Origin of the sequence: Modicisalibacter radicis (assembly GCF_900961225.1) — a bacterium.
In the GTDB taxonomy this organism is placed as follows: domain Bacteria; phylum Pseudomonadota; class Gammaproteobacteria; order Pseudomonadales; family Halomonadaceae; genus Modicisalibacter.
In genome coordinates this window covers 141,154-155,304 of the sequence record NZ_CAAHFN010000142.1, presented here as the reverse complement: position 1 = coordinate 155,304, position 14,151 = coordinate 141,154, and the positions used below count along the sequence as shown (strand labels likewise).

General features: G+C 61.4%; 17 protein-coding genes. 7 read left to right on the top strand and 10 right to left on the bottom strand.

Annotated features, from left to right (window positions below):
- Positions 1-12 precede the first annotated feature (12 nt).
- Together HR9077_RS21665 and HR9077_RS21660 are read left to right on the top strand one after the other, a co-directional pair.
- Complete coding sequence (locus HR9077_RS21665; RefSeq protein WP_136069372.1) at positions 13-1,041, top strand: serine hydrolase domain-containing protein; 1,029 nt, start codon at positions 13-15, stop codon at positions 1,039-1,041.
- A 155-nt stretch (positions 1,042-1,196) separates the two neighbouring features.
- Positions 1,197-2,429: a dicarboxylate/amino acid:cation symporter gene (locus tag HR9077_RS21660; protein ID WP_136069371.1), complete on the top strand. Its 1,233-nt coding sequence runs from the start codon at positions 1,197-1,199 to the stop codon at positions 2,427-2,429.
- Positions 2,430-2,505: 76 nt separating this feature from the next.
- Here HR9077_RS21660 and HR9077_RS21655 read toward each other — a convergent pair whose 3' ends face one another.
- Complete coding sequence (locus tag HR9077_RS21655) at positions 2,506-3,435, bottom strand: DMT family transporter (protein WP_136069370.1); 930 nt, start codon at positions 3,433-3,435, stop codon at positions 2,506-2,508.
- 97 nt (positions 3,436-3,532) lie between these two features.
- On the opposite strand from HR9077_RS21655, the gene HR9077_RS21650 reads away from it, so the two are divergent.
- Positions 3,533-4,465, top strand: a complete 933-nt coding sequence (locus tag HR9077_RS21650) for a LysR substrate-binding domain-containing protein (RefSeq protein WP_136069369.1) — start codon at positions 3,533-3,535, stop codon at positions 4,463-4,465.
- Positions 4,466-4,489: 24 nt separating this feature from the next.
- Here the strand turns inward: HR9077_RS21650 and HR9077_RS21645 are convergent, their stop codons facing one another.
- Positions 4,490-5,416 carry a LysR substrate-binding domain-containing protein gene (locus tag HR9077_RS21645; RefSeq protein WP_136069368.1) on the bottom strand — a complete coding sequence of 309 codons (927 nt, stop codon included), beginning with the start codon at positions 5,414-5,416 and terminating at the stop codon, positions 4,490-4,492.
- A 158-nt stretch (positions 5,417-5,574) separates the two neighbouring features.
- Between HR9077_RS21645 and HR9077_RS21640 the strand changes: the two genes are divergently transcribed.
- Positions 5,575-5,901: a hypothetical protein gene (locus HR9077_RS21640; protein WP_136069367.1), complete on the top strand. Its 327-nt coding sequence runs from the start codon at positions 5,575-5,577 to the stop codon at positions 5,899-5,901.
- Positions 5,902-5,977: 76 nt separating this feature from the next.
- Here the strand turns inward: HR9077_RS21640 and HR9077_RS21635 are convergent, their stop codons facing one another.
- On the bottom strand, positions 5,978-6,610 hold the full coding sequence (locus HR9077_RS21635; protein ID WP_136069366.1) for a LysE family translocator: 633 nt from the start codon (positions 6,608-6,610) through the stop codon (positions 5,978-5,980).
- A 105-nt stretch (positions 6,611-6,715) separates the two neighbouring features.
- Between HR9077_RS21635 and HR9077_RS21630 the strand changes: the two genes are divergently transcribed.
- Positions 6,716-7,606, top strand: a complete 891-nt coding sequence (locus HR9077_RS21630; RefSeq protein WP_136069365.1) for a LysR substrate-binding domain-containing protein — start codon at positions 6,716-6,718, stop codon at positions 7,604-7,606.
- A 79-nt stretch (positions 7,607-7,685) separates the two neighbouring features.
- Entirely contained in the window at positions 7,686-8,117 is a 432-nt protein-coding gene (locus HR9077_RS21625) for a GFA family protein (protein ID WP_136069364.1), read from the top strand.
- A 372-nt stretch (positions 8,118-8,489) separates the two neighbouring features.
- On the opposite strand, the gene HR9077_RS21620 is transcribed toward HR9077_RS21625, so the two are convergent.
- Positions 8,490-9,731, bottom strand: coding sequence for an MFS transporter (locus HR9077_RS21620; protein WP_136069363.1), 1,242 nt, complete (start codon positions 9,729-9,731; stop codon positions 8,490-8,492).
- Between the two features lie 59 nt (positions 9,732-9,790).
- Entirely contained in the window at positions 9,791-10,621 is an 831-nt protein-coding gene (locus tag HR9077_RS21615) for a hypothetical protein (RefSeq protein ID WP_136069362.1), read from the bottom strand.
- A 48-nt stretch (positions 10,622-10,669) separates the two neighbouring features.
- Between HR9077_RS21615 and HR9077_RS21610 the strand changes: the two genes are divergently transcribed.
- Positions 10,670-11,692 (top strand): LysR family transcriptional regulator, encoded by a 1,023-nt coding sequence (locus tag HR9077_RS21610; protein ID WP_136069361.1) that lies wholly within the window; start codon positions 10,670-10,672, stop codon positions 11,690-11,692.
- 188 nt (positions 11,693-11,880) lie between these two features.
- Here the strand turns inward: HR9077_RS21610 and HR9077_RS21970 are convergent, their stop codons facing one another.
- From HR9077_RS21970 to HR9077_RS22280, 5 genes are all read right to left on the bottom strand, one after another.
- Positions 11,881-12,021 (bottom strand): hypothetical protein, encoded by a 141-nt coding sequence (locus HR9077_RS21970; protein ID WP_168381022.1) that lies wholly within the window; start codon positions 12,019-12,021, stop codon positions 11,881-11,883.
- 283 nt (positions 12,022-12,304) lie between these two features.
- Positions 12,305-13,048, bottom strand: coding sequence for a Crp/Fnr family transcriptional regulator (locus HR9077_RS21605; protein ID WP_136069360.1), 744 nt, complete (start codon positions 13,046-13,048; stop codon positions 12,305-12,307).
- Between the two features lie 147 nt (positions 13,049-13,195).
- A complete protein-coding gene (locus HR9077_RS21600; protein WP_136069359.1) occupies positions 13,196-13,537 on the bottom strand; it encodes a zinc ribbon domain-containing protein YjdM in 342 nt (113 codons plus the stop codon).
- 119 nt (positions 13,538-13,656) lie between these two features.
- Complete coding sequence (locus HR9077_RS22370) at positions 13,657-13,782, bottom strand: hypothetical protein (RefSeq protein WP_280178460.1); 126 nt, start codon at positions 13,780-13,782, stop codon at positions 13,657-13,659.
- A gap of 27 nt (positions 13,783-13,809) precedes the next feature.
- Positions 13,810-13,974, bottom strand: a complete 165-nt coding sequence (locus tag HR9077_RS22280; RefSeq protein WP_244613420.1) for a hypothetical protein — start codon at positions 13,972-13,974, stop codon at positions 13,810-13,812.
- Positions 13,975-14,151: the final 177 nt, after the last annotated feature.

Genomic DNA, 14,151 nt, shown 5'->3' with positions numbered 1-14,151 from the left:
CACGGAATCGCCATGTTCAATCCGCAAGCCCGACTCGCGCTGCGCCGCGCCACACTGACGGCGCTGTTCACGACACTGGCCGCGCTGATACCGCCCGCCACGGCGGCAATCGACCGGAATGCGCTGGATGCCGCCGCGACCCGTGCAGGCGAGCTGCCACGCACCCATACCCTGCTGGTGGCCGTCGATGGCGAGACCCTCGTCGAGCGCGGCTGGCGCGGGCATGCCCCCGACGAGACGGCGAACATCAAGTCGTTGTCGAAGACGCTGATCTCGGCGCTCGTCGGTGTCGCCATCGAGCGCGGCGTGGTGCAAGACGTCGACCAGCCGGTGGTCGAACTGCTGGACGGCCGCGTGCCGGCCGACATCGACCCGCGCGTCGAGACCATCAGCGTCGGCAACCTGCTGTCGATGCAGGCCGGGCTGGAGCGCACCTCCGGCGCCAACTACGGCGGCTGGGTGGCCAGCGACAACTGGGTACGCGACGCCCTCACCCGCCCCTTCGTCGCCGAACCCGGCGGGCGCATGCTGTACTCCACCGGCAACAGCCACCTGCTTTCCGCCGCGCTGACCGAGGCCAGCGGGCGCAGCACCCTGGCGCTGATGCGCGACTGGCTGGGCGAGCCGCTGGACATCGCCATTCCACCCTGGACCCGCGACCCGCAGGGCATCTACTTCGGCGGCAACGAGATGGGCCTGACGCCCCGGGCGCTGCTGCGTGTCGGCGAACTCTATCGTCAGGGTGGGGAGTACACCGGCGAGCGCGTGCTGCCCGCCGAGTGGATCGAGCGCTCCTGGCAGCCCCGCACCCGCTCGCACTTCAACCAGGACGACTACGGCTACGGCTGGTTCATCACTCGCCTGGCCGACGTGCCGGTCTACTACGGGTGGGGCTATGGCGGGCAACTGCTGTTCGTGGTGCCCGAGCGCGCCATGACCATCGTGATGACCGCCGACCCCACGCCGCCCTCCAACGGCAGCGACTACCTCGATCGGGTCAAGGACGTGATCGACGCGCTGATCGAGGCCGTCGATAGCTGACTTTATGCCGGCAACCCCATTCAGCAAGTCTATTCATGCCTTTTTTGCATGGGATAGTCAGTTTGGTTATTCCTTGTGAAAAGGTTTAATTACAGCCAGTCCCCTCACTTATACTCGGCACCCTTTCAGGACGGTTAATAACAGAAGGAGGCTTTATGCTCGATTTATGGCGCCGTTTTCCTCTATGGCAAAAGATCCTGGCTGGCTTGATCCTTGGCGCCCTCACTGGTGCACTCTTTGGCAAGGAAGCTAGCATTCTTAAACCCGTGGGTGACATTTTCATCAATGCGATCAAGATGCTGATCGTACCCTTGGTGTTTTCGACGCTGATCGTCGGCATCACTTCCATGCGCGATCCCCAGAAGATGGGACGCATTGGGCTCAGGACCATAGCACTCTATCTCGTGACCACGGCCTTCGCTATCACCATAGGGCTATTTGCCTCATGGCTATTTGAACCCGGCGTGGGCCTTGAGATGAGTTTCGAGGCGGGGAGTGAGTCAAAACAGGGCCCGAGCCTTACCGAGACCCTGGTCAATCTTGTCCCCAGCAATCCTATCGACTCGCTGGCCAGCGGCAACATCTTGCAGATCATTGTTTTCGCTATTGGGCTTGGCATATCGCTAACCCTGATCGGCGAAAAGGGTGAACCGGTCATTAAACTCTTCGAAAGCTTCGCAGAAGCGATGTACAAGCTGACGAACATAGTCATGGCTTTTGCGCCTTTCGGGGTCTTCGCGCTCATAGCCTATGTAGCGGGCAATTATGGCCTTGAAGTCCTGTTACCACTCGCCAAGGTTATCGGGGTCGCCTACTTGGCCAGCATTGTCCATGTGCTTTTCGTCTACTCCGGCTTGCTAGCCTTGCTGGGCCGCCTCAATCCACTCCGTTATTTGCAAGGCATCATCGATGCACTCGTAGTCGCCTACTCATCGGCTTCGTCGTCTGGAACACTGCCTGTCTCCATTCGCTGTGCGCAGCAAAACCTGGGGGTTTCCAATGGCGTTTCGGGGTTCGTGCTGCCGGTCGGTGCGACGATCAACATGGACGGCACGGCCATTTACCAGGGCGTGGTAGCTGTTTTCATCGCCCAATTTGTCGGTGTCGACCTGTCGCTGGCCGATTACGGCATGATCATCGTCACGGGCACCCTGGCCTCCATCGGCACCGCCGGCGTGCCGGGCGCGGGACTGATCATGCTGTCCATCGTCATGAGCCAGATTGGCCTGCCATTGGAAGCCATCGCCGTCATAGCCGGCATCGACCGCATACTCGACATGGCCCGTACCTGCGTAAACGTCGCGGGCGACTTGATGGTCACGACGCTGGTGGGCAAGAGCGAAGGGGAACTGGACGAGACTATTTACAATTCCACCACTAAACACTGAACGAGCCACTCGGGAGAGGGCCTCGTCGCCCTCTCCTCCCGCCGAGCTTATCCTTCGCCAGGCGCCTCGTTCTCCCTCAGCGGCTGACCAGAACGATTCCCGACAGGATGGCGAGACCGCCAATGATGAAGTTCAACGTCAGCGGCTCGCCGAGCAGCAATGCGCCGAACAGCACCCCGAACACCGGCGACAGGAACGAGAACACGCCGAGTTGCGAGGCCAGGTAGCGACGCAGCAGCGCGAACCACAGCAACAGCGCGCCGCACGAGATCACCAGCGTCTGAAACGCCATGCTCGCGACGACCGGGCCGGTCACGGCGATCCTCTCGAGGTCGCCCGATGCCACCACCACGGGCATCAGTATCCCCGCGGCGACGATGAGCTGGTAGCACAACGTCTTTACCGGCGGCGCTTCGGAAAGCGACGAGCGACGCAATACCAGCGTGGTGGCGGCCCAGGAAAGCCCGGCCAGCAGACCCAGCGCGTCGCCCAGCATCACGGCGCCGGCCGCCACGCGATGAGTGGCCGGCGCCATGGCGATCAGCATGCCGGCGAACGCCAGGGCGATACCCCACCACTGACGCCGCGCCAACCGCTCTCCCGGCACCCACAGATGCAAACCCAGGGCGGCGAACACCGGCGCGGTATACAGAAAGACCGACATGTGCGAAGCCAGCGTGTAGTGCAACCCCCAGGCCACGAAGACGAATTCGGCGGTAAAGCCCAGCCCCACCAGCAGCCCCGGGCCCAGGTCGGCGCGCAAATCGGTCAACCTCATACCGCGCCAACGGGCGATGGCCAGCACCAGCATGGCCGCCGCCAGCGAGCGCAACGCCACCTGCGCCAACGGCGCGATATCACTAGCCACCGCCTTGATCGCGACCTGCTGGGCGCCCAGTGCCAGACAGAACAGGATCATCAACACACCGGCATGGCCGTCCACGGGGCGGCGCAGTGCCGGGCATGCCGAGGCGACAGGCAGCGAGTTCGAGCGGGGCGATTTCATGGCTGGCTCCTGGTGCGGTTGGGCGCTCAGTGCAGCATTTGCCCCGACCTCGGCCAAACGATTAATCTGCCCCTCTAGGCTCAGGAAAACTCACGTCATGCAGATCGAACGGCTGCCCCTCAACGCACTGCGCGCCTTCGTGGCAGCGGCACGCGAAGACAGCTTCAAGAGCGCGGCGGAACGCCTCAGCGTGACGCCCGGTGCGGTCAGCCGGCAGGTCAAGCAGCTCGAGGATAGGCTCGGCATGGCGCTGTTCGAGCGCCATCCCAACGGTGTTCATCTCAACCAGACCGGGCGCCGGCTGGCCGACGAGGTCGAAGCGGGGCTCGAGCGGATCGCCGCCGGCGTCAGGCAGGCAAGCGAAAGGGCGCGCACGGCCGACACGCTGACTCTCAGTGCACCGCCCTCGTTCACCCAGCTCTGGCTGCTGCCCCGCCTGGCGGACTTCGAGGCCCGCGAAGCGCAGATCGAGCTCTCGCTGGACGCGGAACAGGCCCTGACCGCACCGAACTGGCACGGCGACGGCGCGCGGCTCGCCATTCGCTACGGCCGCGGCCCCTGGCCCGGCGTGAGGAGCCTGCGGCTGTTCGAGGACGAGCTGTTCCCGGTCTGCGCCCCTGCCCTGCTGGAACGCTCGCCCATCGAGACGCCCGCCGACCTGCTCGCGCATCCGCTGCTCGAGGTGGTCTGGCAATCGCCCCAGAGCATCGATTTTCCCGGCTGGCGGGAATGGTTCGATGCCGCCGGCCTGGGCGGCGTGGACGTGGCGATACAGCGCCGCTACTCGCTTTCCGGCCTGGCCCTCGACCAGGCGATCGCCGGGCGGGGCGTGATGCTCGCCAACCCCGCCGTTGTCACCGACCGGCTGGCCAGCGGGGTGCTGGTCCGGCCGTTCGGTGACCGCCACGTGATCGACTCGCCGTTCACCTACGATCTGATCCTGCCCGCCAGCGGCAGTGCGCCACCCACGGTGCAGCGTTTCATCGACTGGCTGATCGGCGAAGCGGAACGGTTCCGCGACACGCCCTAGCGACCCAGCGCAGCCCGGCCGCTTTTACCGCAAGCCCTGCAGCGCATCGACGACGTGCCCGCTCAGCACCTCGCAGGCCGACCCGGTACTGGCCCCGCGCAGCATCGCCACCTGATACTCGCCGATGGCCGGCAGACCGGCGCCGGCCTCGACGACCCGCAGCGGCGGGCGCATGAGGCTCAGCGGCAGCGGCGCCACCGCCAGGTCCGCGAGCAACGCGGCCTCCTGTCCGGCGCAGTTCTCGCTGGTATAGGCGACGCGATAATCGAGCCCGCTGCGGTCCAGCGCGTCGAGCGCCAGACTGCGCCAGGCACAACCGTGATTGGCCAGCGCCAGCGGTAGCGGCGTACGCTCGATGGCCACGCCGCCCGCCAGGCTCGCCCAGACCAGCGGCTCGCTGAACACCACCTCGCCGCGCTCGGCGAGCTGCCCCCGGTTGCCGACGGTGACCAGCGCCAGGTCCAGCTCGCCGGCATCCACCCGCTCGATCAGGTCGACGCTGCGACCGACCACCACCTCGACCTGCACGCCGGGGTGCGAGCGCGCGAACTGCGCCAGCACCCGCGGCAGAATGCGCGAGCCGACATCGTCGGGCGAGCCGAAGCGCACGCTGCCTTCCAGCGGCGGCGCGATGAAGTGAGCGACCGCCTCCTCGTTGAGCCTCAGCAATCGACGGCCGTAGCCCAGCAACACCTCGCCCTGCGGGGTCAGCCGCACCCGCCGCGCCTCACGCACGAACAGCGACTGGCCGAGCGTCTCCTCGAGACGCTTGATCTGCATGCTCAGCGCCGAGGGGGTACGAAAGACGTTGTGCGCCGCCCGGGTGAAGCTGCCGCTCTCGGCGATGGCCACGAAGGTGCGCAGCACGTCGCTGTCCAGCAGCGGCAGGGCCGAGGGAACACGCGCCGCCTCGGCGTGAGAGATCGCATCCTCCGGGGCTTGTGTAGTCATGACAGCTTACCTTTCAGATTTTCTTAACCCTCACTGTAGTTCTTTTCGTTTGTTTGATCCATAGGCGGGGGCCATGCTGAGTCCGAGGTCGCGACCCTCATCGACTGATCCCTGAAACAGCCGCCCGCCGTGCGGGCGGCAGGCGAGGAGACGCCGTCATGAACGACCTCAACCAGGCCAACCGTCCCCGGCTTCATGAGCCACGGCCCGAACGCAGGCAATTTCCCGACTTCTACCTGCCGGCGATGCCGCCGCTGGGACTGATCGAGGCTGTCGAGAAACGCGTGCGCCGCGCACTCGCCGACCGCAAGCGCCGTCGCGCCTTCAGGCAGCGCTTCCTGCCCCTGCTCGCCTACGACGATGCCATACTCGACGACATGGGCCATTGCCGCGGCGACATCGAGTGGGCCACTGCCCTGCCACTGAAGGAGGACGCCTCCGAGGCGATACTGAAGCGACACAGACAACGCCGCCGCGCGCTGTGAAGCGGCGTAGGCCCGATAACCATGCCCCCCTGAATCTTCAAGTCCATGACGGATCAGTGGTCGGCATGGTTCAGGCCTACCCACTCGTCGCCATGCGGATGCCCAGCGCCATCAGGCAGCCGCCCACCAGCTTGTCCAGATAGTACCCAAGGTGGCGCAACTGATGCTGGAAGACCGGCGTTGCCAGCAATCTCGCCAGCAAGGCGAACCAGCAGACGTGAGCCAAGACAATGAACACGCCATAGCCAAGCTGGATCGAGAATGCCGTGGTCGACGAGACCACCTGGCTGAACAGCGCGACGATAAATAGCATCGCCTTGGGATTTAAGGCATTACACAACAGGCCCTGCCAGAACGGTTGCCAAGTTCCACCTTCCGGCTCGGAGGGTTGCTCGGTGGTATTCGAAACCGGCTGATGACGTTTCGGCCACCACGCCGTGATCCCCAACCAGATCAGATACATCGCGCCCAGGTAGCGGATCACCTCGACCAGCCAGGCATGGTGTGCCAACAACAAGCCAAAGCCGAGTAAGGTGTAAGCGATGTGCAGGGAAACGCCCATGCCGATGCCCAGCGCCGCCAAGCAACCGGCATGCCGGCCTCGCTTTAGGCAGGTCCTGACGATGAATGCGAAATCCGGCCCGGGACTGATGACGGCCAGCAAGGTGATCGTGGCAACCGCGACGAGTTCCACTGAGAGCGCTTGCATATTAAGATATCTCCTCACCACGGGACGAGTGAAGAGAATTGTGCGTACGGTTCGTCACGAGAGAAATCGAAACCTTTTCACCGCAGCCGTGAGCCGGACTCACCGATGAAACGACGTCTGCCACCGCTATCCTCACTACCCGCTTTTGAAGCGGCCGGGCGTCTGGGCAACTTCACACGTGCCGCTGAGGAATTGCATGTCACGCATGGTGCCGTGAGCCGTGCTATCGCCCAATTGGAGAATCGCCTGGGTGTCGAACTGTTCAAACGCCATGCCCGACGCGTCAGCCTGACACCCGCGGGGCAACACCTATTCAGGGCCACCGGCACCGCCTTTCTTGCCCTGGAGGCCTCGCTCGAAAAGTTGCACGAACAGGACGAAGCCATTCCGGCGTTGCGTCTATCCTGCGAGCCCACCCTGGCCATGCGCTGGCTGATGCCACGACTTGGTCGGTTACGTCGTGAACGACCCGAGCTCAAGGTGGAATTGCATACTGCCGGCGGGCCGATCGATCTGCATGATGCCGAATGCGATCTGGCCATCCGACGCCTGGACTTCCCCCGACCCGGTGACCTTCGTACCGCCACGCTATGTCCCGAATATGCCGGCCCGGTATGCCACCCTAAATGCTGGAACGGCGTATTGGAGCAGGACTTGTTCAAGGCTCGCTGGTTGCATAGCCGAACCCGCCCCCAGGCATGGGCAGTGTGGTGCCGGGCCAGCAACACCGCGTACCAGCCCGCCGGCGAACAACACTTCGACCACTTCTATTTCACCTTGCAAGCCGCGCTCGACCAATTAGGCACCGCTATCGGCCCTCTTCCGCTGGTCTATGACGACCTGCAGGAGAACCGCCTGATCGCGCCCTGTGGCATGCAGGCTACCGGTGTCGAATACGTGGTCATGAGTCGCGAAAGCCGAGAAGAAGACGCCCGCATTCCGCATTTCGTGTCATGGCTACAACAGCAGGCCGCGCCGTTGTGGCGACTACACTGATTGCAACCAAGCAGCCACCGCTGGGCCGTGACCTTGCATCGCCCGATGGAAATCAGCCCCCTACGACGAGGACCCTAGCATGCCAGCCAACCATCAATGTCAGGGCGCCTGCCTGTGCGGCGCCGTCAGCCTGAGCGTCGAGCTGGACAGCCATGAAGTGAGCGCTTGCCACTGCCGGATGTGCCAGACCTGGGGCGGCGGGCCGCTGCTGGTCATCGAGAGCAGCAACCCGATGACCCTGCACGGCGAGGACAACATCAGCGTCTACGCCTCGTCGGAGTGGGCCGAGCGCGGCTTCTGCCGCCACTGCGGCACGCACCTGTTCTATCGCCTCAAGGAGGGCGACCACTATGCGGTCCCCGTGGGGCTGCTCGACAACGGCGAGCCCTGGGAGATGGCGCTACAGATCTTCGTCGACGAGCAACCGGCACACTACGACTTCGCCAATGCCACTCGCCGCTTGACCGGCGCCGAGGCATTCGAGGCCTTCTCCAGTACTGGCGGCGGCTAACCGCACGCACCCGGCCCGGGCGGCGACCTACGCCTCTGTTGTGGCCATGTTGGCGTACTGTCAATGAGCTTCACGCTGACAGGTCCATTCAATGAGACAATAACCGTCGCGCCGCGCGGACCTCATCCGAGGCTGGAAGACCGGCACAAGGCCGACGTGGCGATCGTCGACGTGTGAAGACCACTTCAACCTCCGGTCAATGCCCGCCTAAGCTTTGTCTGAAAAACCGACGAGCGTTGGCCAGACAAGGCAAAAAATGGCGAAAAGACGGAGTTTTACTGAGTGTAAATGAATATTTTTATCGAACTCGCGCCCGGGCCAATTTCTAACGCCGTATGGGCGAGCGCAGATATTTTCAGACAGAGCGTAAGATTACATTTCCACCTTCTTGAACGTGCGCAGTCCAGCGTACACGGTATAGATAAGTACGATAGTGACGAGCAGCCCGCCTGGTACAATATAACTTCCTAAGGCATCGACCAAGCTACCGAAGAGGATGGGTGTCCCGACGATCGCTACTTGGTTGATGGCCATCGCAATCCCGAGCGTCGCACCAAGCCTGTGCCTTGGACTAAGTTCAGAAATCCAGGCGACCCAAGGTCCGTACCAACCAAAGCCGAAAAAGCCGAGCCAGGCGGAAGCAATGTATAACAGGTCGTGATCCCAGTTCCCGGGGAATAGGCCCAACGCTCCCAAACCGAGCAACGACCCCGCGGCAGTGACCAGAACGATGACAGTACGTCCACGGTGCAGGTGATCGCTCCATGTGGCCAGCAAGACACGACCGACAGCACCAGTGAGCTGCATGACCAGCAGGTGGCTTGCCCCGACACCCAAAGGCAACTCAAAGCGATCCCGAAGATAAAGTGCCAGGAACATCAGTGCCACAGTCTGGACAGTAATCAGCACCACCCCAGCGAGTACAGCCAGACGGAATGTCGGCCTGGTGAGCAACATGCGCGCATAGGCGATCAACTGCCGACGGGGATGATGCGATGGCTCTTTTCTCGATGAAACACCCGATGGCAAGCGGTAAACCATACAGAACAGGGCCCCACCACCGATGATTATGCATGCACCCACCAGAAATGCCGTTTGCCAACCGGTCTGACTCGCCACTCGGGGAAATATCGCTGCCGCTACGACTCCCCCGAGTGGCAAGCCAGCTTGGCGAATGCCCATCGCCAAGCCACGCTCTCGAACGGGGAACCAGTGAAAGACCGCTTTGGTCCCACCGGGCTGCGCTGTGCTGTAACCAACTCCAACGAAAAAAAGACAGATCAACAGCCCTGAGAAGGTGGTGATGAAGCCTGACAATATCATGGCTAGGCCCATGATCAGCGCACCAATCCCGATCACTAGGCATTCACCGACCCGGTCCAACCACTCGCCTGCCAGCAGGAGCCCCAAGATAGGGGCAACATTGAGAACCCCGGCGAGGAGCCCGATACTGGCATTCGATAATTGGAGATCCTCCTGAATGAAACCACCGAGCACGCCGATGCCTTGTGTCGAGACAGCGGCCGTCGTTTGCGCCGTCACGGCCGCCGTTAGGATCCACCACCGATAGCTGGCTGAAGCCGTCCCCAATTCAGCATGCTCAATGTTGGTCATTATCCTCCATCCTCAACAAGATCTCCCGAACAGAACTCGAGGCGTTACTGTCACAGTGTTTACACTACCTCAGCCTGTTCATTAGAGACCTTCATTGTGGCGCATAATCGATCGAACGATATGGCTGTCTCGCGAATATATTCCTGATTTCGCTGACCTAGTGCCTCCCAGTCAGGTGTCACTCCGCAAGCTCTGCAGTAATGGATCAAGCCTTGGGTCATATAGGCGAAATGGCCACTTTCAGTGCCACCCACATGCTCGAATATGAAACGAAGGTAGCGATTACGCGTGTGAACATCCAGCCCAGGAATACGCCCATACCATTTCTTGAACAGAGGGGCAATGTAGGTGAATTCACCATGGTTGTAGAGTTCTTCGGCGAGAGAAATCATCAAAGCATAAATCATATCCTTGCCACGCTCGAGGTACTCACGAGCCTCTGTCAGGTATTCAGTCACCATGGGTAGGCCGTAGCGCTGGAGCTTCCACTTGTCACTGCCACAAAAAGCTGTCGCGAGCTCTTCATAGAGCTCGCCATGGTTAGGGCCTAACAACCCCATGTCTTCATTTGATACTTCGGCGATACATGCTGCGCTGAAGAAAAGCTCACGTTGCGCCACGCTGTCCCGCTCACATTCGCAGGCTTCCTCGAACAGCCGACACGTTAATGCACAAAAACTTCCTGCACCGACGGCCGGATTACGCCAATTCTTGAAGAATTGGCACATCACGGGCTCAGGCCATGCTTGGCTGGTTATTTCCTCGAGACAATTCTGAATCACTGCCAGTGATGACGAAGATTCGACATAAGCTGCAAACAACACTTCGCGTAGCTGACTGTCCTCAACCTGTTGAATTTCAGGTTCGACGATCTCACGAATAGTTTTCATTGAAGCATCCCCCTCATATGAATAGGCGTCAACACTGCGGCTATCGCCATGGATAGAAAACACGGCGCGACTCAGCGAGGCATGCCAGATGAGTTTATGAACAACAGGGATCAAGCTAGACGACACCACATAATACTTGAAATTGATTTTAAACAATTCATAATTGATATTTTGAGTTATGCGGCCATGCAAGACTTGGACATAGAGCTCGTCCGTGCTTTTGTCGCTATCGCCGAGGAAGGTAGCTTCACGGGCGCCGGACGACGACTACACCGGACCCAGTCGACGGTTAGCCTTCAATTGAAGCGCCTGGAGCGCCGTGTTGGGTGGCGGCTTCTACATCGGACACAAGGGCGGGTTGGGGAACTGACACCAGCGGGCAGGACGCTACTGGAAAATGGTCACCACCTGCTTCGTGCCCATGACCGAGCGATCGCCTCACTCAACTCGCAGCAATTCAGTGGGCCGGTACACCTAGGCTTGTCCGATGAGACAGCTCATCAGAACCTCTCCTACGCGCTGGCACGGCTTCAAGCCTACCATCCTTTGGTCGAACTCGAAGTGACCTGCGCCTCCTCTGCCGAACTCGAAGAGTGGGTTGAGACGGGGCGCATCGATCTGGCCTTGGTGAATCGCTGCGATAGCGTCGGATGCGACAACCTCCAGATACACACTCTCTATGTGGAGAAGCTCGCCTGGGTAATGCATCAAGAAATCAGTTGGAGAAGGAACCAAATGCTACCGCTGGTCTGTTTTCCCCAGGGCTGCAGCTATCGTGCAAGAGCAATCCAGGCTCTTGAAGCGGATAATGTGAAGTGGCGAACCGCCTATACCAGCGCGAGCCGGCAAGGTGTCTGGAGTGCAGTTACTGCGGGGCTTGGTGTAGCTGCGTTGCCGTTAAACAGTATTCCTCAAGATATTCCCGGCATGATCATCGGCTCCACCAAGCTCCCACCCCTGAAGTCGGTAGACGTTGCCATTGTGTCCTGCAGCGCCCCGGGAAAGGCGGAACTATTGGTGATCCTTCGCAGCTATATCCAGCAGCAATTCACTACCCGATCAGGTGGTTGATAGTTGCTCCCCCATTCCTGTCCAAACACAAAGCACCTGACCAGCCATTTCCCGAACTGACCAGAATCATCGAGCGGGCAATACCGATGCAGATTACAGTGTAATGTCGCGCAGCCCGGTGATCAGCAGCCTTGTTGGGTCGGCTTCTCGACAACCACCTTCTCTGACAACGTCTACCATACCCAAGACTACTCCAGCCACGGCATCGCCACCTCGCCAGAGAGCTCATTGCCAACGTGGCCGCCGGCAGCCTCGGGGAGTTCGATGCCTTTGCCAATGTCCGGCACCTGCGCTGCACTGAGCTGATAATGAACGAGCCAACCATGCATGCCAATCCTGGAAACTTCTGGGCCTCGACCTTGCGCCGCGCGAACCGCGCCCACGGCTGGACAGCCGGCACAAGGTCGATGTGGCGATCGGCGGCGGCTATGCCGGCGAAGAGCAACTGGTGAAGCGCCGACTCAACGCCCCGTTGATCAAGCCCACTAACCAGAGTGAACAATTACTTCGCTTCGATAATCGAGCGACACATTACATCGCCAAGACACACTCGGCGCCCAAAGACATCGCACCTACTCAGATCACTAGCCAATAGCCAGCATGACGACAAGCCTATGCGGCCCCGCTCTCCTTCAGGTGCAGATAGAGAGGATCGAACTCGCCCGCTTCCTGCAGTTTCTCCCGGTCCGGGACGGTCACCTGCGTTTTCAGGGTCTGAATCAGGCCGTCGGCACGCAGCGCCTGGATGACCCGGTTCATGTGGACCGAACTGATGCCCGTCGCGTCCGCCAGTACCGCCTGGGTGACCGGCAGGTCGAAGGTGTCGCCCTCGGCCAGCCCCACCGCGTTCAGCCGCATCAGAAACTCGCAGAGGAGATGGGCCATTCTGGAGTAGGCCTCGCGGCGTCCGATGTTGAGCAGCCACTCCCGGTAGATCGAGGCATCCACCAGCGTCTCGCGCCAGAAGGCAGCGGTGATGCGGGGATAGCGCTCGCACACGTCGCGCAAGTGCTCGTGCTGGATGAGCCCGACCGTGCAGGGGCTGATCGGAGAGATGCTGAAATCCATGACCTTCAGATGGAGGCTTTGCATGTCCGGTATGTCGCCGGGAACATGCAGGGCCATGATCTGGCGCTTGCCTTCGTAGGTCAGCTTGTAGACACAGGTGAAGCCCTCCAGTATCAGGCAGCTCTGGGACGGCCTGTCACCAATGCTGACGATGTCCCGGTCGGTCGTGGCGGTCTTGACCTGCACCGGCAGGTCCCGCAACGCCTGTCTCTCCTCGTCGGAAAGGGAGAAGATGCTATCCAGCTTGCGGATCATCAGGGCGTTGGGGGAATGAGGACCTGCGGTCATGCTCGTGCTCCTTGCCTGGGGCAGGAATGAAGCCCATGGCCACAGTGTCTCTGCTCATCTTGTAGGAACGGTTTGCCGCTTCAGGCGTTGATTATGGTGCATCTCCGCATGCCTGGCCAAACGCCAGCTGGCGCGCCCCGAGCGGCGTCATGCCTTCTTGACGAACTCGGATTTCAGCTTCATGGCGCCTATCCCCTCGATCTTGCAGTCGATGTCGTGATCGCCGTCGACCAGCCGGATGTTCTTCACCCTGGTGCCCACTTTCACCACCGCCGAGGCGCCCTTGACCCTCAAATCCTTGATGACGCTGACGGTATCGCCATCCTGCAACGGGTTGCCATTGGCATCGGTGATGATCCGCTCGTCGCCGGCGCCTTCGACGGGTGCGGCCTTCGGCCATTCGTGCGCGCACTCGGGGCAGACGAACAGGCTCATGTCCTCGTAAGTGTATTCGGAAGCACATGCCGGGCAAGGGGGTAACTGACTCATGAACGGACCTTTATGAAGAAGCGTCAAAACGCGGAAGCCGCGGAGTGTACCCGGCACAGGGCACGATGCCCAGCCGGGGACATCCCCCACGGCTGGGCAGGGTCCGCTGCCGCGCCGGCTCACGACGGCGAATCGCTGCCGTCGGCATTGACCGGCCACTGCAGCGACTTCCAGCCTGCGAGCCGTTCGTAGGTCACCCCGGCGAACATCGGCGAGATGCTGGCGCACTCCTCCATGATCTGCACAGGATGGGTGTAGCCCCAGCCCTTGGCTCAGCGCTCCCGGGCGGAGTCATCCGAAACCTTCTCGTAGCCCGGGTACATGTTGCGCAGGCAGCCGAAGTCGCTGGCGCCCTGGACGTTGTTGTGGCCACGCATCGGGTAGCCGCCGGTGTCCGGCTTGCCATAGTTGCCGGTGACCACCAGCAGGTTGGACAACGCCGTGCTGGTATCCGAGCCATGGGTGTGCTTTTAGCGCGACAGCGCCGAGGCGAGGATCAGGTCGGTGCTGGCCCTGGGTTTCAGGTAGATGTCGGCGCTCGGCCATCTCGTGCTTGCGCGGGTCGGCGGGACCCGGTGCACATTCCACACGCTGCGCGGCCCACAAGACAGGTA